Annotated in this window: 25 protein-coding genes; 7 read left to right on the top strand and 18 right to left on the bottom strand. The window is 65.5% G+C overall.

Annotation, left to right across the window (positions count from 1 at the left end; all coding sequences use genetic code 11):
- Nucleotides 1–2: 2 nt before the first annotated feature.
- Nucleotides 3–944, bottom strand: coding sequence for a LysR family transcriptional regulator (locus WBR68_RS22330; protein WP_230695283.1), 942 nt, complete (start codon nt 942–944; stop codon nt 3–5).
- A 61-nt stretch (nt 945–1005) separates the two neighbouring features.
- Here WBR68_RS22330 and WBR68_RS22325 point away from each other — a divergent pair, with 61 nt between their 5' ends.
- Nucleotides 1006–2121, top strand: coding sequence for a 4-oxalomesaconate tautomerase (locus tag WBR68_RS22325; RefSeq protein WP_230695282.1), 1116 nt, complete (start codon nt 1006–1008; stop codon nt 2119–2121).
- A gap of 103 nt (nt 2122–2224) precedes the next feature.
- Nucleotides 2225–3193, top strand: coding sequence for a Bug family tripartite tricarboxylate transporter substrate binding protein (locus tag WBR68_RS22320; protein WP_230695281.1), 969 nt, complete (start codon nt 2225–2227; stop codon nt 3191–3193).
- A gap of 130 nt (nt 3194–3323) precedes the next feature.
- Here WBR68_RS22320 and WBR68_RS22315 read toward each other — a convergent pair whose 3' ends face one another.
- The 7 genes from WBR68_RS22315 to WBR68_RS22285 form a co-directional block, all read right to left on the bottom strand.
- On the bottom strand, nt 3324–4244 hold the full coding sequence (locus tag WBR68_RS22315) for an REP-associated tyrosine transposase (protein WP_230695280.1): 921 nt from the start codon (nt 4242–4244) through the stop codon (nt 3324–3326).
- Between the two features lie 108 nt (nt 4245–4352).
- Complete coding sequence (locus tag WBR68_RS22310) at nt 4353–5735, bottom strand: DUF1501 domain-containing protein (protein WP_230695279.1); 1383 nt, start codon at nt 5733–5735, stop codon at nt 4353–4355.
- Nucleotides 5732–7246, bottom strand: a complete 1515-nt coding sequence (locus WBR68_RS22305; RefSeq protein ID WP_230695278.1) for a DUF1800 domain-containing protein — start codon at nt 7244–7246, stop codon at nt 5732–5734. Before WBR68_RS22305 ends, WBR68_RS22310 begins: the two co-directional genes overlap by 4 nt.
- A 100-nt stretch (nt 7247–7346) precedes the next feature.
- Nucleotides 7347–8051 (bottom strand): SDR family oxidoreductase, encoded by a 705-nt coding sequence (locus tag WBR68_RS22300; RefSeq protein WP_050448214.1) that lies wholly within the window; start codon nt 8049–8051, stop codon nt 7347–7349.
- Between the two features lie 163 nt (nt 8052–8214).
- Complete coding sequence (gene azu, locus WBR68_RS22295) at nt 8215–8667, bottom strand: azurin (RefSeq protein ID WP_050448215.1); 453 nt, start codon at nt 8665–8667, stop codon at nt 8215–8217.
- 196 nt (nt 8668–8863) lie between these two features.
- Nucleotides 8864–10195 carry a PQQ-dependent sugar dehydrogenase gene (locus tag WBR68_RS22290; protein ID WP_230695277.1) on the bottom strand — a complete coding sequence of 444 codons (1332 nt, stop codon included), beginning with the start codon at nt 10193–10195 and terminating at the stop codon, nt 8864–8866.
- A 70-nt stretch (nt 10196–10265) separates the two neighbouring features.
- Nucleotides 10266–10580 (bottom strand): PepSY domain-containing protein, encoded by a 315-nt coding sequence (locus tag WBR68_RS22285; protein ID WP_127185541.1) that lies wholly within the window; start codon nt 10578–10580, stop codon nt 10266–10268.
- A gap of 267 nt (nt 10581–10847) precedes the next feature.
- Here WBR68_RS22285 and WBR68_RS22280 point away from each other — a divergent pair, with 267 nt between their 5' ends.
- Genes WBR68_RS22280 through WBR68_RS22270 form a run of 3 tightly spaced genes read left to right on the top strand, consistent with a single transcriptional unit; the run spans nt 10848 to nt 13185 of the window.
- Complete coding sequence (locus WBR68_RS22280) at nt 10848–11135, top strand: PepSY domain-containing protein (protein ID WP_050448272.1); 288 nt, start codon at nt 10848–10850, stop codon at nt 11133–11135.
- Complete coding sequence (locus WBR68_RS22275; RefSeq protein ID WP_230695276.1) at nt 11135–11797, top strand: response regulator transcription factor; 663 nt, start codon at nt 11135–11137, stop codon at nt 11795–11797. The genes WBR68_RS22280 and WBR68_RS22275 overlap by 1 nt, the downstream gene beginning before the upstream one ends.
- Entirely contained in the window at nt 11794–13185 is a 1392-nt protein-coding gene (locus tag WBR68_RS22270; protein WP_230695275.1) for a sensor histidine kinase, read from the top strand. The genes WBR68_RS22275 and WBR68_RS22270 overlap by 4 nt, the downstream gene beginning before the upstream one ends.
- 4 nt (nt 13186–13189) lie before the next feature.
- Here the strand turns inward: WBR68_RS22270 and WBR68_RS22265 are convergent, their stop codons facing one another.
- The 4 genes from WBR68_RS22265 to WBR68_RS22250 form a co-directional block, all read right to left on the bottom strand.
- Entirely contained in the window at nt 13190–13618 is a 429-nt protein-coding gene (locus tag WBR68_RS22265) for a universal stress protein (RefSeq protein WP_050448220.1), read from the bottom strand.
- Nucleotides 13619–13635: 17 nt separating this feature from the next.
- Complete coding sequence (locus WBR68_RS22260; RefSeq protein ID WP_050448221.1) at nt 13636–14061, bottom strand: universal stress protein; 426 nt, start codon at nt 14059–14061, stop codon at nt 13636–13638.
- Nucleotides 14062–14198: 137 nt separating this feature from the next.
- Complete coding sequence (murI, locus tag WBR68_RS22255) at nt 14199–15002, bottom strand: glutamate racemase (protein ID WP_230695274.1); 804 nt, start codon at nt 15000–15002, stop codon at nt 14199–14201.
- Nucleotides 14995–15936, bottom strand: a complete 942-nt coding sequence (locus WBR68_RS22250) for a LysR substrate-binding domain-containing protein (protein ID WP_050448223.1) — start codon at nt 15934–15936, stop codon at nt 14995–14997. The genes murI and WBR68_RS22250 overlap by 8 nt, the downstream gene beginning before the upstream one ends.
- 140 nt (nt 15937–16076) lie before the next feature.
- Here WBR68_RS22250 and WBR68_RS22245 point away from each other — a divergent pair, with 140 nt between their 5' ends.
- On the top strand, nt 16077–16652 hold the full coding sequence (locus tag WBR68_RS22245) for a chromate transporter (protein WP_127185538.1): 576 nt from the start codon (nt 16077–16079) through the stop codon (nt 16650–16652).
- A complete protein-coding gene (locus WBR68_RS22240; RefSeq protein WP_050448225.1) occupies nt 16649–17173 on the top strand; it encodes a chromate transporter in 525 nt (174 codons plus the stop codon). The genes WBR68_RS22245 and WBR68_RS22240 overlap by 4 nt, the downstream gene beginning before the upstream one ends.
- 124 nt (nt 17174–17297) lie before the next feature.
- Here WBR68_RS22240 and WBR68_RS22235 read toward each other — a convergent pair whose 3' ends face one another.
- From WBR68_RS22235 to WBR68_RS22210, 6 genes are all read right to left on the bottom strand, one after another.
- Complete coding sequence (locus WBR68_RS22235; RefSeq protein ID WP_050448226.1) at nt 17298–18419, bottom strand: methyltransferase; 1122 nt, start codon at nt 18417–18419, stop codon at nt 17298–17300.
- Nucleotides 18420–18558: 139 nt separating this feature from the next.
- The gene (locus WBR68_RS22230; protein ID WP_050448227.1) at nt 18559–20226 is read right to left on the bottom strand and encodes an OFA family MFS transporter; all 1668 of its coding nucleotides are present in this window, start codon (nt 20224–20226) and stop codon (nt 18559–18561) included.
- Between the two features lie 61 nt (nt 20227–20287).
- The gene (locus WBR68_RS22225; RefSeq protein WP_050448228.1) at nt 20288–20545 is read right to left on the bottom strand and encodes a formate dehydrogenase subunit delta; all 258 of its coding nucleotides are present in this window, start codon (nt 20543–20545) and stop codon (nt 20288–20290) included.
- 54 nt (nt 20546–20599) lie between these two features.
- Nucleotides 20600–21427: a formate dehydrogenase accessory sulfurtransferase FdhD gene (gene fdhD / locus WBR68_RS22220; RefSeq protein WP_230695273.1), complete on the bottom strand. Its 828-nt coding sequence runs from the start codon at nt 21425–21427 to the stop codon at nt 20600–20602.
- 21 nt (nt 21428–21448) lie between these two features.
- On the bottom strand, nt 21449–24325 hold the full coding sequence (gene fdhF, locus WBR68_RS22215; protein WP_230695272.1) for a formate dehydrogenase subunit alpha: 2877 nt from the start codon (nt 24323–24325) through the stop codon (nt 21449–21451).
- Between the two features lie 15 nt (nt 24326–24340).
- Nucleotides 24341–25073: NADH-ubiquinone oxidoreductase-F iron-sulfur binding region domain-containing protein (locus tag WBR68_RS22210; protein ID WP_304505229.1), on the bottom strand; the 733-nt coding region annotated here is incomplete at its 5' end.

Genomic DNA, 25073 nt, shown 5'->3' with positions numbered 1-25073 from the left:
AATTACGGCTGCGTAAGGGGTTCTGCGGATGGCGTTTTGCGTTTAGCCGTCTTGCCAGCCTGATGGATCAAGTTATAAAGCTGTTGCGCGGCGGGCGCCAGGGGGCGGCCGCGCCGGGCGATCAGGCCCAGCGTGCGCGTCACGCGCGGATGTTCCAGCTTGACGCTCGTCAGCGTGGCGTGACCCGCCAGCGGCATGGCCAATTGCGGCACGGCGGCCACGCCCAGGCCCGCTTCCACCAGGCCCAGCAAGGTCATCACGTGGCTGACTTCAAACGCGCTGACGGTGCGCTTGCCGCTCTTTGCCAGCGCATCGTCAATCAACAGGCGGTTGCCGCTTTCCTTGGCCACCGTCATGAAGCGTTCCTGCGACAGCGCCTCCCAGGACACGCTGCGCCGGCCAGCCAGCGGGTGGTCGCGGCGCACCGCCAATACGAAGTCTTCCCGCAGCACCGCCTTGAAATCCACATCTGGTTCCTGGGTGCCGAAAAAACTGATGCCGAAATCGGCGCGGCCCGTCACTACGCTATTGAGCACCGTGTTGGCGGTTTCATCGATGATGCGTACGCGGATGCGCGGAAAGCGCTCGGTGTAGTCGCGGATGACGGACGGCAGGAAGTAATAGGCCACGGACGGCACACAGGCTACCGTCACCAGCCCGCCGCGCTGCGCGGCCAGGTCGCCGATGCTGAGCACGGCGCTTTCCAGTTCGTCGATGGCGCTGCGGGCGCGCTCCAGGAACACGCGCCCCACCTGCGTCAAGGCTACGCGCCGCGTGGTGCGTTCGAGCAGGCGCGCGCCCAGGATGCTTTCCAGCTTGTCGATGCGCCGGCTGAGCGCGGGCTGCGACAAGTGCAGGTCGTCGGCCGCCGCGCGAAAGCTGGCGCGTTCGGCTACCGCCACGAAGGCCTGCAATTCCTGCAAATCGAAATTGATGCGTGCCATGCATTAATCCATCCGTAAGTTGCAATTCAAATAATAGCCGCCAAGTCGCAGAATGGCTTCCATGGAAACCGTAATCCCTTGCGTACTGATGCGCGGCGGCACGTCGCGCGGCCCCTTTTTTCTGGGCGACTGGCTGCCGGCCGACCCCCTGCAGCGCGACCGCCTGCTGTTGACCGCCATGGGTTCGCCCCATGCGCTACAGGTTGACGGCTTGGGCGGTGGCAACACGCTGACCAGCAAAGTCGCCATCGTCTCGCGCTCGACCCGGCCCGACTGCGATATCGATTACCTGTTTGCGCAGGTGTCGGTGGACCGCGCCATGGTCGACACCCGACCCAACTGCGGCAACATGCTGTCGGGCGCCGCGCCCTTTGCCATCGACGAAGGCTTGGTCGTGCCGCGCGATGGCGTCACCTCGGTGCGGGTGCACAACGTCAACACCGGCGCGGTGATCGAAGCCGTGGTGCAGACGCCGGGCGGCCACCTGACCTATGAAGGCGATGCGCGCATCGATGGCGTGCCGGGCACGGCGGCACCGGTGCGGTTGAACTTTCTGGAGGCGTGGGGCGCCATCACCGGCAAGCTGTTTCCCACCGGGCAGCGGCAGGAATATGTTGACGGAGTAGCGGTGACGCTGATCGATGCGGCCATGCCGATGGTATTGATGCGCGCCCAGGACTTCGGCCTGCGTGGCGATGAAACGTCCGCGCAACTGGATGGCAATTCCGGCTTGCTTGAACGCATGGAACGTATACGGCTGGAAGCGGGGCGTCGCATGGGGTTGGGTGACGTGTCGCAGAGCGTCATACCCAAACCGGTGCTGGTGGCGCCATGCGAACGCGCGGGCGCCTTGGCGCTGCGTTCACGCTATTTCACGCCCCACGCCTGCCATCGTGCCCACGCGGCTACGGGTGCAGTGGGCGTGGCCAGCGCGTTTCTGATGCCGGGCACCGTGGCGCATGCTTGCGGTGGGCCGCCCGTGGTGGAGGGCTATCGCACCGTGCGCATTGAACATCCGTCCGGAGGCATGGACATCGATGTCGATCTGGACACGGTCAGTGGCGAGGTGCGCGGCGCGGGCCTGGTGCGGACGGCGCGCAAGATCATGAAGGGGCTGTTGTATGTGCCTGGCCATTATGTGTTGGCGGGCGATGAACCGATGCGCGCGGTTGCGTAACACGCCAGTTTTAAATCACTGATCGATCCGAAATTTTATTCCGCCGAAGCGGCCCGCAAAGAGGCTGCCACAACACGGCAATCGCTATATCTGGAGACAAGCAATGAAGCATCACCTCATCAAAACGTTTTGCGCCGCCGCCATGCTGCTGGCTGCAAGCGCCGCCGCACAGGCTGAGTATCCCGAACGCCCGATCACCCTGGTCGTGCCCACCGCCGCGGGCGGCGGCAACGACGTGCTGGCGCGCGTGGTGGGCCAGAAGGTTGGCGAACTACTCGGCCAGACCGTCATCGTGGTGAACAAGCCCGGCGCGCAGGGCGCGATCGCGTCCGACTATGTCGCCCGCCAGCCGCCGGACGGCTACACGCTGATGTTGGGCTACATCGGCACGCATGGCATCAACCCCGCCATGCAGAAGCTGAACTACGACCCCGTGAAGGACTTCACGCCCATCGGCATGGTGGCCGATTCGCCCACCATCATGGTCGTGTCCAAGCGCATACCGGTGAAGGATGTGGCCGCGCTGGTGAAGTATGGGCACGAGCACCCCGATGGCCTGAACTTCGCTTCTGCCGGGCCCGGCACTGCGCCGGCAATCGCGGGTGAGCTTTTCAACCAGGCCACCGGTCTCGCCATGCTGGACGTGCCCTACAAAGGTTCCGCGCCGGCGCTGAACGACACCTTGGCCGGCGTGACGCAGGTGATGTTTCCCAGCTTGTTCAGCGTGTACCCCCACCTGAAGTCAGGCACGATCCAGGCGCTGGCGGTAGCAGGGTCAAACCGTATCGCGGCGCTGCCGGAGTTGCCGACCTTGGCGGAATTGGGCGTGGCGGGCGTGGACGTGCCGCAGTGGTACGCCATCTTCGCCCCAGCCAAGGTCGAGCCGGCGGTTGTGGTCAAGCTGAACAAGGCGCTGAATCAAGCTTTGTCGGACCCGGTAGTCGCAACGAAGATTGCCGAACAAGGCGCGGAAGTTCGCCACGGTACGTCCGCTGAATTGGGAGCCTTCGTGCAAAGCGAAGCGGTGCGGTGGAAGCAATTGGCGGACAAGCGAAAGTTGGCGGCGCGGTAGGGGGGGCATGCGCCTGTCGCAAGCCTTGGGATGGCGCGTTGGGGGGAGGCCCGTGCTGGTCGCGAGTGATGGGTGTGTCGACGCGGCAGGGTCTGGCATGCGCCTGTCGCAAGCCTTGAGGGATGGCGCGCTAGGGCGCGGTCCGTGTAGGTTGCAAGCTATGGGTGTGCCGACAAGCGCTGTACCAGTCGTCTTGCCGTTTTTGCCAAGCGTGAAACGTCGTGTGCTCCCAGGCGTCGGGCGCGGAAACATAACCGTGCTTGATGGGATTCATGTGGATGTACTGGATGCAGGCGGACAGTTCGCGTTCATCGCGTATGGCATGTTCCCAAAAGCGCCGCTGCCAGATGCCGCGTTCGCCTTTCCGGTAGATGCTGCGGCGGACGGTGTAAGGGCGCAGCGCCCGGGAAAACCGCGCCTTTATCCTGCGCCAGCGGCCAGAGTAGTCGGTGTCGCTTGCGGGCAGCCGCCAGATCATGTGCAGATGGTCGGGCAACAATACCGCCGCCAGCACCGCGAACGGCGCGATCTGTTGTTCCGCCCGTATGCAGGCCTTTAGCCACGCTGCGTGAACGGTAAGATCCTGATGTTCCCGAGCCTGCGCGGTGACGGTGAAGAAGTAAGTGCCACCAGGGATATACAAACGCCGATACGCAGTCATTTCCGCCTCCGGAGTGAAAAGGGAAGCATAGGAAATTGGCGTAACGTGCGCCGCGATAGGGAGATGAATTCGGCACGCATAACGGATGCCATACGTTCGTATGGCGCGCGGTGTTCCATGGCGGCAGATGGGTTGCGCGCGATCCGCGCCTTTTTCTTGCCACGGCCATCCTCGCGCTTCACCCATCCTACGGTGGCTGCACAACACGGTGATCGTAGGATGGGTGAAGCGCGGGATGCCCAGGAAAAGAACCCAAGCGTAATTCGCGCGAAACCCATCAAGCAGCGCCGCCCGCAACGCGAAGCCCGCCACAACGCTAACGAGCCACGCGGTGTTCCATGGCGGCAGATGGGTTACGCGCGATCCGCGCCTTTTTCTTGCCACGGCCATCCTCGCGCTTCACCCATCCTACGGTGGCTGCACAACACGGTGATCGTAGGATGGGTGAAGCGCGAGATGCCCAGGAAAAGAACCCAAGCGTAATTCGCGCGAAACCCATCAAACATCCCCCCCCATCACCCCCACCCCACCCACATCAAAATTCCTCAAATTCGGAAACACCATCCCCAATTCCTCCCTCCCCGCGCCAAACCACCCTCCCAACGCCGCCCCCAATTGGTCCACCGCCAACGTCGGCAACAAGCGCCCGTTATCCACAAACCCAGGGCCGTCCAGCGCAATCTCTGGATGCGCGCCGTAATAGCGGCCGCCCTTGACCGCGCCGCCCATCACGAAATGATGCGAACCCCAGCCGTGGTCCGAGCCGTTGCCGTTTGAACCCAGCGTGCGTCCGAACTCCGACGCCGTGAAGGTGGTGACCTGATCCGCCACGCCCATCGACGACAGCGCTTGCTGGAACGCAGCCATCGCCTGCCCCAGCTCGCGCAGCAGCGCCGGGTGCGTGTCATTCAATCCGGTGTGATTGTCATACCCATTCTGCGACACAAAAAACACCTGCCGCCTCGCGCCCAAAGCCTGGCGGGCGCCGATGATGCGCGCCACGATCTTCAACTGCTGCGCCAGGGGCGACGAAAAATCTCCCGGCACCGCCACATCCGCCAGGGCCGCGCGCAACTGCGTATCGGCGCTGATGGACTGCGCCGCGATGCGCGCCATTTCGCGTTCCATCAAGTGTTCACGCGGTTGCGTGATCAACTGCCGAAGCAGCGCGGTGCAGGCGCTGGAGCCGTACATATCCCGGCCCAACAGATCAATCGACGTGGACCCATTGATACCCACCCGATACCCCGCCACCTTGCGCCCGGCCAGCAGCACCGTGCTGCCGCCCGCTGTAATACCCGTGAAGGTGCGCTGCGCGTTGGCGCCGGCAAACAGATCCGTCAGCCGACCCGCCCAGCCTGACGAGGCACCTTCAGGGGCCAGCGCCTGCCAGTAGGCTTGCTGGTCGTTGTGGGAAAACAGTTTTGGCGGCAGCGGCACGCGCGCGCTGATGTATTCCGCCTTGGACGTGGGCGTGACCAATGGCCCAACGTTGAGCAGCACGGCCAGCTGTCCGCTTTCATACAGCGGCGCAAGCGGCGCCAGCGCGGGGGCCAGGGCGAACTGCGCCCCGCCGGCAGCGGGCGCTTTGCCGCGCAAGACGGTGGCTTGCAGCGCATCTCGCTTCAACCCGATATCGCCACGCGCGGCGGCATAGGCGCGATAGGCGGCGGTGTCGTAGGGCACGACGGTGTTGTAGGGGTCGTTGCCGCCATACAGGAACACGCAGACCAGCGCCTTGTAGGATGCTGGCGCGGACTGCGCGGCCGCCGCGCCCAAGGCCGCCAGGTTCAAGGCCAGCGGCGCGGCGGCGCCCGTGGCGCCCAACGCGCAGGCGCGCAACAGAAAGGCGCGGCGGTCTGCGTCGTGGGATCGCTTCATTTCTGCACCAGGTATTCAGGGCTGGCGGCCACCAGCAGGATGGCCGCCCGCACGCGGTCGCGTGGCCGATTGGCGGGTAGGGTGGCGACGGCTTCCGCGATGGACTCGGCGGTGCGCGCGCTGAAGGCGTCTCCCGCCAACAGCAGCACGATGCGCGACACCAACGCTTGCGGGTCCTTCGCCAAGGCGATCTCCGGCGCGTAGCTAGTCTGTAAATCTTCCCACCCGCGATCCGCGTAGATGGCCAGAAAATTCAAGTAGCCCGCGATGCTTGTCTCATCGGTAATCTGCAGCTCGGGCGCGACCAGATGGCGCTTGGCCAGTTCCGTGACCGGAGGCGTGTAGCGAGGGCGAAAAAAGTTGAACACCGTTGCCGATCGCATGGGGCTTTGCGCCAGCCGGATGGTGTTGTCGGTGGTGTCCGGCATGGCCCACGCCCCATTGGTGGACGTGGCGCCAAAGGCGCGCGCCCAGCCCGAGAAGCGCAGGATGGGTTCGCGCACCTTGCCCCAGGTGGGGTCGTTCAGATCAGGCGCACGCGCTTCGGGGTCCAGCAAGATGGCGCGCAGCACTGCCTTCAGATTGCCGCGCGCGCCGCTGCCGTCGTCGTCGAACACCGCCGACACGCGTCGCACATAGGCCGGGCTGGGGTTGCTGGTGACCAGCCGCTGAATCAGTTGCATGCCGATGAAAGGCCCCACGTTCGGATGCGCGCAAATCACGTCCATGGCCTTTTGCAGCGATAGATGCCCGTCGGTGCCCGCCGGTATCACCGCGCCCAGAAACCGCTTTTCACTCATCGAATGCAGGGCATTGTTCAACGCCATGGGCCGCCGGTGAAACTCCACATTGGTTTCCGGGCCGTTGATGTCCCAGCCGGTAAACACACGCGCCAGCCCCTGCACGTCCGCATTGGTATAGGTTTCCACCGGTGCGCCGTTCACCAGCTTCACGGTGCCGTCCGGTTCCAGCATCAATAGCCCGATGCTGAACAACTGCATGACCTCGCGCGCGTAGTTCTCGTCGGGGTGGCGGCCGGTCTTGGGGTCTTCCTTGCGGTTGCCGCGATACGTCAGCATGCAACCCATCGACAGGTTTTTGGTGACGGCGGTCAGCAGCGCTTGGTAGTTCCCCAGCGCGTGTTCGGCCAGCAGGTCCATGAAGCCCGCCGCGCCAAACAGCGGCCACGATGCGGTAATGGACTGCACCCCCACCACGAAAATCTCGGACAGGGCGAAGGCCATGCGCGTACGCACCTGGTCTTCCGCGCTGATGAACTTGCGCCACAGCGTGGACTCCAGCGGCGCGTTGATGCCGTTGCCCTTGAACGCCTCGGTGTTTTTCCGCTGTTGCAGCAGCCAGTCAAAATGCGTCTGGGACGGCGGCATCGCCAACTGGGCGTCAAGCCAGTCGGCATAGCCCTCGCGCACCACGGCGTCGATCAGGGCGGGGGTGGGCCCGAACGTGGCCTGCGCCAGAAAGCGCGAGGCCTGGCCGGGGGTAACTGTCATCGCAAGCCTCTCGTCGTATGCGATTGACTACGGTACTGAACCGCGCCGCGCGCTTCAATACCGTCATACGGACGAGAGGATTAATCCCAAAGCATGAGGCTCAGATCGAGCGCGTGATGCCGCCGTCGATACGGATGTTCTGGCCGGTGATGTAGGACGACGCGTCAGAGGCCAGGAAGGCGATCAGGTCCGCCACTTCTTCGGCGGTGCCGTAGCGGCCCATGGGGATGCGGGTGCGGCGATCTTCTTTTTCGGGCAGGCTGTCGATAAAGCCGGGCAGCACGTTGTTCATCCGCACATTGTGTTCGGCGTATTCATCCGAAAACACCTTGGTGAAGGCGGCCAGGCCGGCGCGGAACACGCCCGACGTGGGAAACAGCGCTTCGGGTTCGAAGGTGGCATAGGTGGAGATATTGACGATGGCGCCCGACTTCTGCTGCTTCATGACCGGCGCGACCAGGCGGGTGATACGCACCACGTTCAGCAGGTAGAACTCCATGCCCAGGTGCCAGTCGTCGTCGCTGATGGACAGCAGCGGGCCCTTGGGACCGTGGCCGGCGCTATTGACCACGGCATCCACGCGGCCCCATTTTTCCAAGGTGGTTTCAAGCAGCCGGGCCAGGTCGTCGGTGGACCGGTTCGAGCCGGTGACGCCAATGCCGCCCAGTTCGCCCGCCAGGGCCTCGCCCTTGCCGGACGATGACAAAATGGCGACCCGATATCCGTCGGCCGCCAGTTTGCGCGCCGCGGCCGCTCCCATGCCACTGCCGCCCGCCGTCACGATCGCTACTTTTTCGGTACTCATGCCTGCTCCTGTCGGGGTGTACGAAGCGTACGAAGAGCAGCCATTGTAGGGGGATCCCCTTCATGGAAACGGGCCCCGCGCCCCGGATTTTCCGAGGGGCGGAGCCCGTGCGTCGCAGCGCCTGCGCGCCAGCTAGCCGCGCGCCAGCTAGCCGCGCGCCAGCTCAGTCGACCAGCTTCAAGCTACCCTTCATCAGCGCGAAGTGGCCGGGGAAGGAGCAAAAATAGGTGTAGGCGGTGCCGGCGGCAAGCTTGCTGACGTCGAAGGTGACGGAATCTTTTTCACCGCCGCCAATGACCTTGGTGTGCGCGATGACGCGGGCGTCACCCGGCTTCACGTAGTCCTTGTCCAGCCCGGCGGCCATGCCGTCGTTCACGGCGCCTTGCATGTCGGCCGTGGTGGTCAGCACCCAGTTGTGGCCCATGACGTTCTTGGCCAGCTTGCCTGGATGCGTCAGGTTCACGGTGAATTGCTTGCAGCTTTTGCTGACCGTGATTTCCTTCTTGTCGAACTGCATCTGGTCGTTGCCGGCGATATCCACCGAACATTCGGCGGCCAGGACCGGGGCCGACGCGGCAGCCAGGACGGCTGCCACGCACAATTTCTTGAACAACATATTCATGCCTCCAACGTTTCGCAAAAAGCGGATGTCCGGCCCGTGCCATGCGCATGGAACCGGTTTCACGACATTCTCACCCCGCTGCCAGTCAGAATGCCAAGGCCCGCAAGGGCGCATTTGATACAACGCAAGCCGGCGCGAATAAGCAGGCTGCTGAAAGCCTGCATGACCCGGCTGGCATGGCAGGCCCGCATCATGGCTGCGGGCTGACGCGCCAGATCACATTGCCCACATCGTCCGCCGTCAGCAGATCACCCTGGCTGTCGATGGCCACGCCCACCGGCCGCCCCTGCGCCTGCCCTTGTTCGTTCAGAAACCCGGTCAACACGTCGCGTGCCGGCCCGCTGGGCGCGCCGTCGGCAAACGGCACGAAGATGACCTTGTAGCCACTGCGCGGGTCGCGATTCCATGATCCGTGCTGGCCCACGAACATGCCGCCGGTAAACGGCGCCGGCAGCCGGGTCTTGCCCGACCAGGCCAGCCCCAGGGACGCCGTGTGTGGACCCAGCGCGTAGTCGGGCACGATGGCGCGCGCAACCAGGTCCGGGCGTGGCGGCGTGACGCGGGTGTCCACGTGCTGCCCGAAATAGCTGTAGGGCCAGCCGTAAAAACCGCCGTCTTTCACCGACGTCATGTAGTCAGGCACCAGGTCGCTGCCCAGCTCGTCGCGTTCATTGACCGCCGTCCACAGGGTCTTGCCGTCTGGCGCCCAAGCCATGCCGACCGGGTTGCGCAGGCCCGTGGCATAAAGCCGCTTATTGCCGCTGGCCACGTCGATTTCCCAGATGGCGGCGCGGCCTTCTTCGATGTTCATGCCGTTTTCGCCCACATTGCTGTTGGAACCCACCGACACGTACAGCTTGCTGCCGTCGGCGTTGGCGATCAGGTTCTTGGTCCAATGATGGTTGATGCCGGCAGGCAGTTCGGTGACGCGCACGCCCGGGGCCGTGATTCGCGTCTGGCCCGTTTCGTACGGAAAGCGCAGCACGGCGTCGGCGTTGGCCACATACAGCTGATTGCCGATCAAGGCCATGCCGAAGGGCGAATTCAGGTCTTGCAGCAAGACGCTGCGCGTTTCGGCCACGCCGTCGTGGTTGGCGTCGCGCAACAAGGTGATGCGGTTGGCGCTGGGCGTCTTGGCGCCCGCGCGTTTCATGACGATGCCCGCCGCCCAAGCCTTCAAGCCGCCGCCCGCGCCTTCGGGCTTGGGCGGGGCGTTGGTTTCGGCGACCAGCACGTCGCCGTTGGGCAGCACATAGAGCCAGCGCGGATGGTCCAGGCCGCTGGCGTAGGCGTTCACGGCCAGGCCGGTGGCGGCCACGGGCTGTGCGCCATCGGCCCAGCCGACGGCGCGCGCGGTGTTGACGGTGGGGATCAGGGTGGTGTTGGGGGCGGGCAGGGTAGGCTTGGGGCCCATGCCCGCTTCGACGGGCAAGGTGGCCATTTCGCCGCAGGCGGCAAGGGCGCCAAGCGTGGCAAGCGCCACGCCGGCCGCCAGGGCACGCGCGATTCGCAAGGGGGGCATGAGGCGACTCCAAGGCGGTTGGACTGCCCCATCATACTCACCCGCGCGGGCCGGCCCCGGCCTGGCAAGATCAATCGTCGAAGCGGCTGCGCGTGACGGCGCCAGACTGCGGATCGACGTAGAGCTCCACGCGCTGGCCTTGAGGGTCGTAGGCCTTGACCTCGTAGCCGTGTTTGCGCGAACGCTCGATCTCGGAGATGTTGCGGTAGCCCGCGGCTTCCATCTTGTCGTAGACCTGGCGGATGGTCAGCATCGGTGCGGCGGGGGTGGTGGCGGCGGGCGCGGCGGGCGCCGGCGTGGCGGTCTGCGCCTGCACGGCGGTGCCGGCGACCAGGGCGGAAGCGCCAATTGCCAATGCGGCCAAGGTTTTCTGAATGCGCGTCATGGTGGGTAGCTCCTAGCAGTAAGGGAAAGGGTATGAGAAAAAAGGGTGGAAAAAATCAGGCCGTTTCGTTGACCCTGTGGCCATTATTGGGTTCGCCGCATGAACCTTTTCTGAAGCCCTTGTTCATGTGCGGTTCATCGCCGACGCGGTATAAATGGCGGTCGATTCCCTACACGTTTCAAAGGTCCTGCATTGCGGCAAGCTCCATTCTTCCGGCGTAAACGCGGCGGCATCCTGCTGTCGGGGTGCGTGCTGGCCGTGGCGTTGATGTCGGGGCCGGTCAGCGGTCTGGCCGACGACAACGACCACGAACGCGCGCGCCAGGCGCTGGAAGCCGGCAAGGTGCTGCCGCTGGGCGCGGTGCTGGATATCGTTGAACGTGATTTTCCCGGGCAGGTGGTCAAGGTGGAATTCGAAGAGGACGATGACGAATTCATCTACGAGATCCGCGTGTTGCAAAGCGGCGGCGGCATCCTGAAACTGAAGATCGACGCGCGCGACGGCGCCTTGCTGGCCGTGAAGGGGCGCGACATCAAATTCAAGGGCAAGGACTGATGCGCATCCTGGTGGTGGAAGACGAGCCCACGCTGGCCGCCCAATTGGCCGATGCCCTGCACGCGGCGGGGTACACGGTGGACAAGGCCAGCGACGGCGAATCCGCGCGATTCCTGGGCGACGTCGAAGCGTTCGACGCCGTGGTGCTGGACCTGGGCCTGCCGGTCATGGACGGCCTGACCGTGCTGAAGCAGTGGCGCGCGGCGCAGCGCAACATGCCGGTGCTGATCTTGACGGCGCGCGACAACTGGCATGAAAAGGTGGCGGGCATCGACGCCGGCGCGGACGACTACCTGACCAAGCCGTTTCACATGGAAGAGTTGCTGGCGCGCGTGCGCGCGCTGCTGCGCCGCAGTACCGCGCATGCCAGCGCGCAATGGCGTTGCGGCCCGCTGATGCTGGATACGCGCCAGGCCAAGGCCACGGTCGACGGCCAGGCTCTGTCCTTGACCAGCCACGAATTCAAGGTGTTGTCCGTGTTGATGCAACGCGCGGGCGAGGTCGTGTCGCGCACCGAATTGATCGACCACATCTACGCCCAGGACTTCGACCGCGACTCCAACACCATCGAGGTCTTCATCGGCCGGCTGCGCAAGAAGCTACCGCCCGACACCATCGAAACCGTGCGCGGGCTGGGTTACCGGTTGGCGGCGCGCGGATGAAGCCGGCGCGCGCCGGCATGCTGGGCTCGCTGCGACTGCGGCTGCTTGCCGGCACCCTGGCCTGGATCGTGGGGTCGGTGGCCTTGGCCGGCTGGGGCTTGGCCAGCCTGTTCCGCCAGCACGTCACGCAGCAGTTCCAGGCCGAACTTGCCCTGCATTTGAATCAGCTGACCGCCGCCGTGAACGTGGGCGCGGATGGGCGCCCCGTGGTGTCCCCGCCGCTTAGCGACCCTAGACTGGAGCAGCCCTTGTCGGGCCTGTATTGGCAGGTGGACAGGCTGGCCGATGGCGCGCGTCCGGCCGCCATCGGCGTGGCGCGCTCGCGTTCTTTGTGGGATCAGACCCTGGCCGCGCCCGCGCCGTCGGCGCTGCATGCCACCGAGTCCGGCGATCACACCTATGACACGATGGGGCCGGCTGGACGTGACCTGAGCGCGTTGGCCCGCATCTTGAAACCCGCCGAGGAAGACGCCGCGCCCTTGCGGCTGGTGGTGGCCGCCGACCGCCGCGTGCTGGCCGAACCCATCGGCCGCTTCAATGGCATGCTGGCCATGGCGCTGGGCGCGCTGGCTGCGGGGCTGACGGCGGCGGCGGTGGTTCAGGTGGTGGTGGGGCTGCGGCCCTTGGCGCGCTTGCGGCAACAGTTGGCCAGGCAGAACGCCGGCAGCAGCCGCATCGACGGCCGCTACCCCAGCGAAATCCAGCCGCTGGTGGACGACTTCAACAAGGTGCTGGCGATGAACGCCGAGATCGTGCAGCGCGCACGCACGCAGGCGGGTAATTTGGCGCACGCGGTCAAGACACCGCTGACCATTCTGTCCAACGCCGCGTCGCGCCAGGCCAGCGTGCCGGCATCGCTGGTGAACGAACAGGTTGCCATGGCAAACCGCCAGATCGACCACCATCTGGCACGCGCCCGCGCCGCCGCCTCATCGGGCGCGGCGGATGGGCGCGCGCCGCTGCGCGAGGCGACAGAAGGGCTGGTGCGCGTCATGCAGCGCCTGTATGCCGAACGTGGCCTGCACATCGAGATGCAGGGCGTGTCCAGCGCGCTGGTGTTTCGGGGCGACCCGCAAGACCTGCAGGAAATGCTGGGCAATGTGCTGGACAACGCCTGCAAATGGGCGCGCAGCCACGTGCGGATCACGGGCGAAATGCCCAACGCGGGGCACTTGCTGATGCACATCGACGACGACGGCCCGGGCATCGACGACCATGCGCGCGAACGGATTTTTCTGCGCGGCGTGCGCATGGACGAGCAACTGCCGGGTTCCGGCCTGGGCCTGGACATCGTGCGAGACCTTGCCGGCACCTATGGCGGCGAGGTGCACGCCGGGCGTTCGCCGCTGGGCGGGCTGCGCGTCACCCTGCGGCTGCCCACGGCCTGAGCGTTTACTTCACCAAGGTCACCGGCACATCCGTCAGTTGCAGGACCTGATTGGCGACCGAGCCGATCAGGATGTTGGCCAGCGTGCCGTTGCCGCGCGTGCCCATCACGATGCGGGCGCAGCCGTGGTCGCGCGCGTAGCCGGCGATTTCGGTGGCGGGGTGGCCGAATGCCGTGTGGGTGATGTAGTCAGTGCCGGTCACGTCCAGCAGTTCGCGGGCTTCCCGCGTGGCCTCCTGGCCTTGTCGAAGGTAGAACTCATCGATCATGTCTTGCGTGATCAAGCGCGACAGGCCAGCGCGCCTGTGCGTGGGCGCCTGGATGTTCAGCAGATGGATGCGCGTGGCGGATGTGCCCTGGGCCAGTTGGCGCGCATACAGCACGGCGCGGTTGGCATTGTCGGAGCCGTCGACGGGGACAAGAATGTTCAGCATGGTTGCTCCTGGATGCGTTACTTGACCAGCGTGACGGGCAGGTCCGTCAGGTGCAGGACGCGGGTGGCGATGGACCCCATGAACAGCGACGACACCGAGCCCAGCCCGCGCGACCCCATGTAGATTTCATCGGCGTTGGATTCACTGGCCACGCGGACGATGGTTTCGGCGGCTTCCCCGATTTCCACGCGCACATCGAACGGCACGCCGGATTTGGACAGCAGTTCGCTGGCGGCTTGCAGCGCGGCGGCGCCTTCGTCCTGGTAGTAGGCGTCGATGTCGGCCTGCGACAGGCCACGCCCGATCTTGCCGGACTGCAGCGGAATCTGCACCGTCAGCAGCGCCACCCGTTCGACCGGGTCATACGCGCGCGCGGCCAGCAGGGCCTGCACGGCATGCAGCGAGGGTTGCGAGCCATCAACGGGGATCAGGATGCGTTTCATTGCGCGTCTCCTTGTTATGCGAGCCTGGGTAGGCGGTCGCTCTACTGTATTCGAATTGTTTTCGAATGATCAGCCCGTTTTGCCCGGTTTGCCGATCGAAAGCTGCGCTTGATCAAGCCCCATCCACAATGTTGCGCCTAGCGCCAGCGTTCGGGCGTTTCCCCAACGTCCAGGCCCGGCGCCAGCAACTGGCTGGCCAGCGCCGCCAGGGTGGGCGCATCGCCGGTGGTTTCCAGGCGCAGCGCGCCCACACCTTCGGTGCGCAGCAGGCCATGCTGGTGGAGTTGATGCTTGAGCCAGCGCGCCACGGGGGCGCCCGTTTCCAGCAGGGGCACATCGGGTCCTGCCGCCGCCTGGATCGCATCGCGTAAAAATGGGAAATGGGTGCAGCCCAGCACCAGCACGTCGGCGCCCGCTGTGCGCAGGGCGGCCACCGGCCCGCGCACCGCGGCGTCGACGTCAGGGCCGGACAACTTGCCTTGCTCCACCAGCCGCACCCATTCCGGGCAAGGGTGCAGCAGGATGCGTACTTCGGGCGCTTCGCGTTGGACCAAGGTGGCGAACTTGGGGCTGGCCAAGGTGCCGGTGGTGGCGAACACGCCCACCACGCCGCTGTGCGTCAGGTGCGCGGCGGGTTTGATTGCCGGTTCCACGCCGATGATGATCAGGTCGGGATGGCGCTGGCGCAGCGGCGCGATGGCGGCGGCGGTCGCCGTGTTGCAGGCAACGACCATGGCCTTGGCCTGGCGCGACACGAAATAATCCGCCAAGGCGTAGGCACGCTGCAGAACGAAGGCCTGCGTCTTTTCGCCATACGGCACATGCGCCGTATCGGCCACATACAGCAGTTGTTCCTGGGGCAGCGCCTCGCGGATGGCGCGCAGCACGCTCAGGCCGCCCACGCCCGAGTCGTATACGCCAATAAGGGAATCGCTAGGCATGATGGGAATGCCCCTCGTCCAGGCCCTCGGCGCGATGGCGGCGCACTTCGTCGATCAGTTTGCGGGTCGCGCCCGACAGCGGAGCGTCGCGCCAGATCAGGTTCAAGCCGGCGCGCAAGGCCACCGGGCCGGTCACGTTCACGTACACCACGCCTTCGATGTTGACCCGCCGCAAGGACGCGGGCACCAGCGATACGCCCAGGCCCGCCGCCACCAGGCTCAGCGTGGACAACATGCGCGGCGCTTCCTGCGCCACGCGCGGGCTGAAGCCGGACGCGCTGCACGCCGTGATGATGGCGTCATACAGGCCGGGGCCGCTGTGGCGGCGGTACAGAATCAGCGACTCGTCGGCCAGTTCCGCCAGCGCGATCTGCCGCCGATCACGGCCCTTGACGAAGGGGTGGTCCGCGGGAAAGGCGGCCAGCATGGTTTCTTCCAGCACGGTTTCTTCAGCCACGCCCGGCCTGGTCAGGACCGCGCCCCGGATGAAGGCCACGTCCACGCGGCCTTCGCTGACCGCGTCGCGCAGTTCGCCCGTGCTGCTTTCTTCCAGCACCAGCCGCACGTTCGGCGCGCTTTCACGAAAACGCCGGATGACCGATGGCACGAAGGGATGGAAGGCGGCCGACCCGGTGAAGCCCACCGTCAGCCGGCCGGCTTCGCCTTGCGAGACACGGCGCACGCCGTCCACGGCCTGATCCACCAGCGCCAGGATGTTGCGCGCGTCTTCCAGTAACGCGCGGCCGCTTTCGGTAAGTTCCATGCCGCGCGGAAGACGGTTGAACAAGGTGACGCCCAGTTCTTGTTCCAGCACGCGTATCTGTTGGCTGAGAGGCGGTTGGCGGATGCCCAGCCGCGCCGCGGCCTTGGTCAGATGGGCCTCTTCGGCAACAGCCAGAAAGTAGCGCAGCAGGCGTAGATCAACTGATGCCATATGCAGTGAATATGAGTGGTGATGAGGTCATATATTAGACATTATCTGAGTCGAAGAGTAGGCTCCTGCTCTGTTATTTCCACCGCGCGCGACAACACGCGCAGCTCTTGTCCGCCGGCTTTGCTTCGGCCCGTCATCCCATGAATGCAGCACCCTCCACCCTTGAATCCGGCAACCGGCCGCCGCCCACCTGTGGGCAGTTGTTCACCGGTTTTCTCATGCTGGGCCTGACCGCTTTTGGCGGGGCGCTACCCCTGGCGCGCCGCATGGTCGTCGAGAAGCACGGCTGGCTCAGCGGCTCGGAATTCACCGACTTGCTGGGCCTGTGCCAGTTCCTGCCGGGTGGCAACATCATCAACCTGTCTGTCGCGCTGGGGATGAAATTTCGCGGGCCGCGCGGCGCTTTCGCGGCCTTGATGGGGCTGATCCTGGCGCCGTCGGCCATCGTCATTCTGTTGGGCATGGTGTATGACCGCTTTCAGAACGATCCGCATATCCAGCACCTGTTCGCCGGCCTGGCGGCCGCGGCGGCGGGGCTGCTGATTTCGATGGCGGTCAAGATCGGCGTGCCGGTCATCAAGCGCCGCGATTGGCTGGCCGGCGTGGTGGCCACGCTGTGCTTCGTGGCCATTGCCGTGCTGCGCATTCCGCTCTTGCCCACCATGGCGGTGCTGACGCCGTTAAGCATCCTGATGGTCTGGAGGCAACGTCGATGATCCATACCCTGATTGCGCTGGCCCTGATCTTTTCCCAGCTTTCCGTGCTGGCGTTCGGCGGCGGCAACACCATCCTGCCCGAGATGCAGCGCCAAGTCGTGGACGTGCACGGCTGGATGACGGCCGCTGATTTTTCCGCGCTGTTCGCGCTGGGCCAGGCCGCGCCCGGCCCCAACCTGATGGTGGTGACGCTGGTGGGCTGGCACGTGGCCGGGTGGTGGGGCATGTTGGTGACCACCATCGCCAAGTTTGGCCCGTCGTCGCTCATCACGATCCTGGCGCTGGGCTTGTGGGAACGCTTCAAGGACCGCCCGTGGCGCGGCGTGATCCAGGCCGGCATTTTTCCGATGACGGTGGGCCTGGTGGCCGCCAGCGCGGCGCTCATCACCGAAGCGTCCGTGCATAGCTGGGTGCTGGGTGCGATTACCGTGGTGGTGGCTGTGCTGGGTAGCACGACGCGCATTCACCCACTATGGCTGCTGTTCGGCGGGGCGCTGGTGGGTTTGCTGGCGGTCGGTTAGCGCTGGGTGCTTTGCTGTTTGCCGTTTGCCGTTTGCCGTTTATCGCTGGCCGGCGATGTCGCAACGGCGATCAACCGCTGCGCGTGATGCGCGCAGCGGGTTCAATCCGGCAACGACGCGACGATCAGGCGGCGGCGCCCAATCTCCATAGCGACGTCACTTCCTTCGAACGCGCCGCGTAGAGCGGGTCGCTGGGGTCTTTGGCGCGGCTGTGGGTGGGGCGGGTGTCGATGCGTTCGATGACACGCAGACCGGCGGCGTCGATCATTTCCAGCAACTGTTCGCGGGTGCGCAGGCCCAGGTGCTCTGCCAGGTCCGACAAGATCAGCCAGCCTTCGCCATTGGGTGTCAGGTGCGCCGTCAATCCATTGAGAAAGCCGCGCAGCATGCGGCTGTCGGGGTCGTACACGGCTTGTTCCAGCGGCGAGCTGGGGCGCGCGGGCAACCACGGCGGGTTGCAGACGACCAGCGACACGCGGCCTTCGGGGAACAGGTCCGCCTCAACCACATCGACTTGCTTGGACAGGCCCAACCGTTCCAGGTTTTCGCGGGCGCAAGCCAGCGCGCGCGGGTCCAGGTCGGTGGCGATGACGCGCTTGCCGCCCCGGCGCGCGATCACGGCGGCCAGCACGCCGGTGCCGGTGCCCACATCAAACGCCACGCTGCCGCGCGGCATTGGCGTGTTCGCCACCAGGTCCACATATTCGCCACGCAGCGGCGAAAACACGCCGTAGTGCGGATGGATGCGGTTGTTCAGCGCGGGAATCTCCACGCCTTTCTTGCGCCATTCAAAGGCGCCGATCAAGCCCAGCAGTTCGCGCAGCGACGCCACATAGGGTTCGTCGGCCGGGCCGTGGGCTTCTTCGCAGGCCTGGCGCGCATCCGGCGCGCGGCGCAGCGAAATACCGTGGCCGGCGTCAAACGGAATCAGCAGCATGCCCAGGATGCGGGCGCGTTGCGATTGGATCTGGCGGTGCTGGTTGAAGGCTTCCAGCATGGTCTCGACGGGCTTGCGCGGACGCTTGTCCACGCGCCGGGTCATGGCCAGCAGCAACTGGCGGGCGTTCTGGAAGTCTCCGCGCCACAGCAGGCCCACGCCTTCGCAGGCTTGGCGATAGGCCATGTCGGCGGTCAGCTTGTCGTCCACCACCACCACGCGCTTGGGCGGCGTTGCGCCGGTTTCAGAGCGCCAGCGGGCGGAATGGGGGGCGTTGTTTTCTTCCCAGTGCAATTCAGGGGCGCTCAATGTGTCGCTCCGGCAAAGACGGGGGAATGGCTAAGAATCATGGGGACCAATAAAAAAGATAGGGCGCGGGCTGCCAATGTAGCAGCTTCGCGCCCTGGGGCGGCGCTCGGCGCACCAGGCGCCGAGCGGTCGGGCGGGTTCAGTGGAACAACACCACCGCCTTCTGCAACGTGATCCAGATGCCCCAGGCCAGCGGAATACCCACGCAGGCCCAGGCGAACAGCACCAGCGCCAGGGGCGTGCGGAACGTGGATGCGCCCACGCCATGCGTTTCGGCTGCCACGGCGCGCTCATGCGCCAGCGCTTTTTCGCGGGCCAGTTCTTCGTCCGTCATGAAGTACTTGGGGTTGACCGGGCGAATCGCCAGATTGCACAGAAAGCCCAGCACCAGCATGCCCGCCAGGATGTACATGGTGATGTCGTACACCTGCGCGCGCGGCACGCCGATCGACAACTGGTATTCGCGGATGTAGTTCACCAGCACCGGGCCGAAGATACCGGCCGCCGACCACGCGGTCAGCAGGCGGCCGTGGATGGCGCCCACCATCTGCGTGCCGAACAGGTCCGCCAGGTAGGCGGGCACCGTGGCGAAACCGCCGCCGTACATGGACAGGATCACGCAGAACGCGGCCACGAACAGGGCCAGCGCGCCAATGTGCGCCGTCCAGGGAATGGCGGCGTACAGCACGAAGCCCAGCACGAAGAAGACCAGATAGGTCATCTTGCGGCCCAGCTTGTCCGACAGGCTGGCCCAGAAGAAGCGGCCGCCGATATTGAACAGGCTGAGCAGGCCGGTAAAGCCCGCGGCAATGGCCGCGATGGCGGCCAGTTGTGACTTGTCCAACTGGCCGAAGCCCAGTTCCGGCTTGTTGATCAGCCCGCCGCCAAACACCTCTTGCAGCAAGGGCGAGGCCATGCCCAGAATGCCGATGCCGGCCGTGACGTTCAGGCACAGCACCAGCCACACCAGCCAGAACTGCGGCACGCCCCAGACCCGCTTCACGTGGACGTGGCCCTTGGTGATCATCGCGTTGTTGGCATGCTTGGCCGGCGCGGTCCAGCCCTGCGGCTTCCAGCCGGTGGGCGGCACGCGGTAACCCAGCGCGCCCGACATCATGAAGACGAAGTACACCAGCGCCATGGTCAGGAAGGTCTGCCAGACGCCGGCCGAGGTGGGCGTGGCGAAGTGGCGCATCAGCATGTCGGCCAGCGGCGCGCCGATCATCGCGCCGCCGCCAAAGCCCATGATGGCCATGCCCGTTGCCATGCCACGACGGTCGGGAAACCATTTGATCAGCGTGCTGACGGGCGAGATATAGCCCAGCCCCAGCCCGATGCCACCGATGACGCCGGACCCCAGCCATAGCATCCACATCTGATGCAGGTACACGCCGATGGCCGAAATGACCAGACCGCCGCACCAGCACACGGCCGACACCACGCCTGCCTTGCGCGGGCCGGCGCGTTCCAGCCAGCCGCCCCACAGCGCCGCCGAGCACCCCAGCAGTACGAAGAACAGCGTGTACATCCAGCCCATGGTGGAAATGCGCCAGTCGCAACTGGTGGTGAACAGCTCGGCGGCCAGGCTCATGTCGGCCGGGCAGGCCAGCGGCTGGGCGCCGCCCACCACCTTGGACAGTGGCAACCAGAACACCGAAAAGCCGTAGGCCATGCCGATGCACAAATGGATGGCCAAGGCAGCCGGCGGCACCAGCCAGCGCGAGAAACCCGGCCCGGCAATGGTGCGTTCTTTGTCAAAAAAACCCGGCTTGGCGCCGGGCAAATCCAAGGTGGCGGTGCTTTCCATGAAGTCTCCTCTGGGGTGCGGCTTTATTGCCGCTTTGTTTGTTTTTTGTTTTGGTCGCCCGTTAGTCCACGCGGGGCGCGGGCGTCAGGCGCTGGCGGTTCTGCGTGACCGCTTCAAGCACCAGCGGGTGCAGTTGTTCGTCGCCGGCATCGCCGTCGGGCGTGGCCGCCAGAAAGCCGAGCAGCTCGTTGCGCATGCGCGGTTCCCAGAATTTTTGGATATGGTTGGTCACGCCTTCCAGCGCTTCCTGGCGGTCCGGCATGGCGTCAAAGAACTGGCCGATGCGGTTGGCCATGCGGATCAGGTTGCCGATTTCCATTGCGTGTCTAAGTCCAATGCAGAGCCCGGATTTAGGCTCGATTCAAGGCCCGATTCAGGGGATAAGCCGTTCGGGGTGGGAATACAGCGTGGCGTCGTCGCCGCGCATGAAGCCCACCAGGCTGACGTTGGCGTCTTGCGCCAGGCGGATGGCCAAAGCGGTGGGGGCGGACACCGCCGCCAGCACGGCCACGCCGGCCGCCGCCGTCTTTTGCACCATTTCAAAACTGGCGCGGCTGGACACCAGCACGATGCCGTTGCCGGCGTGCATGGCCTGGCGCGCCAGCGCGCCGATCAGCTTGTCCAGCGCGTTGTGGCGGCCCACGTCTTCACGCACCAGCGCCACCACGCCATCGGCGCCCGCCCAGCCCGCCGCGTGCGTGGCGCCCGTGATGTCGTGCAGCGCCTGGCGCGCGCGCATGTCGCGCATGGCGTTCAGCACCGCCTGGATGCGTACCGTCGATCCATTCGTCACCGGCGTCACCGGTCGCAGCACTTCAGGCAGTGTTTCCACACCACACAACCCGCAGCCGGTGCGGCCGGCCATGGCGCGACGGCGTGTTTTCAGACGGACCTCGCAGGCACTGGATATTTCCACCTGCACCACGATGCCGTCACACTGCGGCAGCACGTCAATGCCGCGCACATCGCTGACGCTGTCGATGATGCCTTCGGACAGCGAAAAGCCCACCGCAAAGTCTTCCAGGTCGGCGGGGGTGGCCAGCATGGTGGCGTGGCTGATGCCGTTGAACTCCAAGGCCACCGGCGTTTCCTCGGCAACGAAGTCGGACTCGGAGGCCGGGGCGATGGCCCCGGCCCGCACGCGCGTGACCTGGGTCTGCGTGCAGTCGGGGCGAGAAGACGGGGGCGTGGGGGCGGTCATGGCATCCAGGGCTGTGGGGCGTTATTTCCCGGTCAGCGCCGCTTCGTTTTCGCGCGATCGCTCGCGCAGCAGTTTTTGCTGGATGTCGGCAAAGCGCGACCACTGGCGCTGCCATTCCGAAGGCTGGGACACGCGCGTAACCTGCACGGCCGTGACCTTGTATTCGGGGCAGTTGGTCGCCCAGTCGGAGGCATCCGTCGTGACGACGTTGGCGCCGGACTCGGGAAAGTGAAACGTGGTGTATACCACGCCCGGTTGCACCCGGTCGGTCAGCGTGGCGCGCAGCACGGTCTCGCCCGCGCGGCTTTGAATGCCCACCCAATCGCCTTCCGCCACGCCACGGTCTTCGGCATCTTGCGGATGCAGTTCCAGCACGTCTTCGCTGTGCCACATGACGTTGGGCGTGCGTCGGGTCTGCGCGCCCACGTTGTATTGCGACAAGATGCGGCCGGTGGTCAACAGCAGCGGAAAGCGGCGCGTGCTGCGTTCGTCGGTGGGCACGTACTTGGTGATCATGAACTTGCCCTTGCCGCGCACGAAGGTGTCGATGTGCATGATGGGCGTGCCTTCGGGTGTGTCGTCGTTGCACGGCCATTGCAGGCTGCCCAGCTTGTCCAGCTTGTCGTAGCTGACGCCCGCAAACGTCGGTGTCAGCCGCGCGATTTCTTCCATGATCTGGCGCGGGTGCGTGTAGTTCATGGGATAGCCCAGCGCGTTGGACAACGCCACCGTCACTTCCCAGTCCGACTTGCCGTTCTTGGGCTCCATCACCTTGCGCACGCGTGAGATGCGGCGTTCGGCGTTGGTGAAGGTGCCGTCCTTTTCCAGGAACGACGAACCCGGCAGGAACACGTGCGCGTACTTGGCGGTTTCGTTCAGGAACAGGTCCTGCACCACGATGCATTCCATGGCCGCCAGCGAGGCCGCCACGTGCTGCGTGTTGGGGTCGGACTGCACGATGTCTTCGCCCTGGCAGTACAGACCCTTGAAGGAGCCGCCCAGCGCCGCTTCGAACATGTTCGGAATGCGCAGGCCGGGTTCAGGCTGCAAGGTCACGCCCCAATCCTTTTCGAATTGCGCGCGCACCGTGTTGTCGGAAATGTGGCGGTAGCCGGGCAGCTCATGCGGGAACGAGCCCATGTCGCACGAGCCCTGCACGTTGTTCTGGCCGCGCAGCGGGTTCACGCCCACGCCCTCGCGGCCGACGTTGCCGGTGGCCATGGCCAGGTTGGCAATCGCCATCACGGTGGTGGACCCCTGGCTGTGCTCGGTCACGCCCAGGCCGTAATAGATGGACCCGTTGCCCCCGGTGGCGAACAGACGCGCCGCGCCGCGCACGTCTTGCGCCGGCACGCCCGTGATCTCGGCCATGGCTTCCGGCGAGTTCTCGGGCAAGGACACGAAGTCGCGCCATTCATTGAAGGCCTTGGTTTCGCAGCGCTCGGCCACGAAGGCGTCATCGATCAGGCCTTCGGTGGCGATCACGTGCGCCAGCGACGACAGCAGCGCGGTGTTGGTGCCGGGGCGCACTTGCAAATGGAAGTCAGCTTTGATGTGCGGCGAACTGACCAGTTCGATGCGGCGCGGGTCAATCACGATCAGGCGCGCGCCTTCGCGCAGCCGGCGCTTCAGGCGCGAGGCAAATACCGGGTGGCCGCTGCTGGGGTTGGCGCCCATCACGATCACCACGTCGGTGTGCATGACCGAATCAAAGGTTTGCGTGCCGGCGGATTCGCCCAGGGTCTGCTTCAGGCCGTAGCCGGTGGGCGAATGGCAGACGCGCGCGCAGGTGTCGACGTTGTTGGTGCCGAAGGCCGCGCGCACCAGTTTTTGCACCAGCCAGGTTTCTTCGTTGGTGCAGCGCGACGAGGTAATGCCGCCCACCGCGTCGCGGCCGTACTCGCTTTGGATGCGGCGGAATTCAGAGGCCGCGTAGTTGATGGCCTCGTCCCAGGACACTTCTTTCCAGGAATCGGTGATGTGCTTGCGGATCATGGGTTTCAGCACACGTTCCTTGTGCGTGGCGTAGCCCCATGCAAAACGGCCCTTCACACAGGAATGGCCGCGGTTGGCCTGGCCGTCTTTCCACGGCACCATGCGCACCACTTCCTGGCCCTTCATCTCGGCCTTGAAGCCGCAGCCCACGCCGCAATAGGCACAGGTGGTGACCACCGAGTGCTCGGCCTGACCCATCATGATGACGGTTTTTTCCTGCAGCGTGGACGTGGGGCAAGCCTGCACGCAGGCGCCGCAAGACACGCATTCGCTGTCCAGGAAGGGCTGGTCCTGCCCGGGCGATACGCGCGACTCAAAGCCCTTGCCGGATATCGTCAGCGCGAAGGTGCCCTGCGTTTCCTCGCAGGCGCGCACGCAGCGGTTGCAGACGATGCACTTGGACGCGTCGTAGCTGAAGTAGGGGTTGGAGTCGTCGACCTTGGCGTCCAGGTGATTGGCGCCGTTGTAGCCGTAGCGCACATTGCGCAGGCCCACCACGCCGGCCATGTCCTGCAATTCGCAGTCGCCGTTGGCGGGGCAGGTCAGGCAGTCCAGCGGGTGGTCGGATATGTAGAGCTCCATCACACCGCGACGCAGCTCGTGCAGCTTGGGTGTTTCGGTAAAGACCACCATGCCGTTTTCCGCTGGCGTGGTGCACGACGCGGGATAGCCGCGCCGGCCTTCGATCTGCACCAGGCACAGGCGGCAGGATCCAAATGGTTCCAGGCTGTCGGTGGCGCACAGCTTGGGGATGTTGATGCCGGCCTCGGCGGCCGCGCGCATCAGGGACGTGCCTTCGGGCACGCGGATTTCCTGGCCGTCGATGGTCAGGGTGATGGTGTTCTCGGACACGCGGGCCGGGGTGCCCAGGTCGCGGTCGCGCTTGATGACGGTTTCCAGCATGGTCGCCTCTCGGGTTCAGGCCGCGTGCGCGGCAGACTGCGAGGACTCGATGCCGAAGTCCTGCGGAAAGTGGTTCAGCGCGGACAGCACGGGGTAGGGCGCCATGCCCCCCAGCGCGCACAGCGAACCGCCCATCATCGTGTCGCACAGGTCGCGCAGCAGATGTACTTGCTGTTCGCGCTGGCCGGCGTCGGCCCCGCCCGCCGCGATCTTGTCGATGGTTTCGACGCCGCGCGTCGAACCTATGCGGCAGGGCGTGCATTTGCCGCAGGATTCAATGGCGCAGAATTCCATCGCGTAGCGTGCCATGCGCGCCATGTCGACGGTGTCGTCAAACGCCACCAGCCCGCCGTGGCCGATCATGGCCGAGATCTGGATATAGGCCTCGTAGTCCAGCGGTACGTCCCATTGCGATTCGGGCAGATAGGCGCCCAGCGGCCCGCCCACCTGCACGGCGCGCAGGGGCCGCCCCGAGGCGCTGCCGCCGCCGAATTCATAGAGCAGGTCGCGCAGGCTCAGGCCGAAGGCCTTCTCCACCAGCCCGCCTTGCTTCAGGTTGCCCGCCAACTGGAAGGGCAGCGTCCCATGCGAACGGCCCACGCCGTAATCGCGGTAGTAGGTGGCGCCCTTGGCCAGGATGATGGGCACGGTAGCCAGCGAGATCACGTTGTTGATCACGGTGGGTTTGCCGAACAGGCCCGAGATGGCCGGCAGCGGCGGCTTGGCGCGCACCACGCCGCGCTTGCCC

The sequence above is a fragment of the Achromobacter sp. JD-1 genome (assembly GCF_038594925.1).
In the GTDB taxonomy this organism is placed as follows: Bacteria; Pseudomonadota; Gammaproteobacteria; order Burkholderiales; family Burkholderiaceae_B; genus Achromobacter; species Achromobacter spanius_C.
The sequence above is the reverse complement of the archived record's forward strand: the minus strand, read 5'-3'. Positions and strand labels throughout refer to the sequence as shown.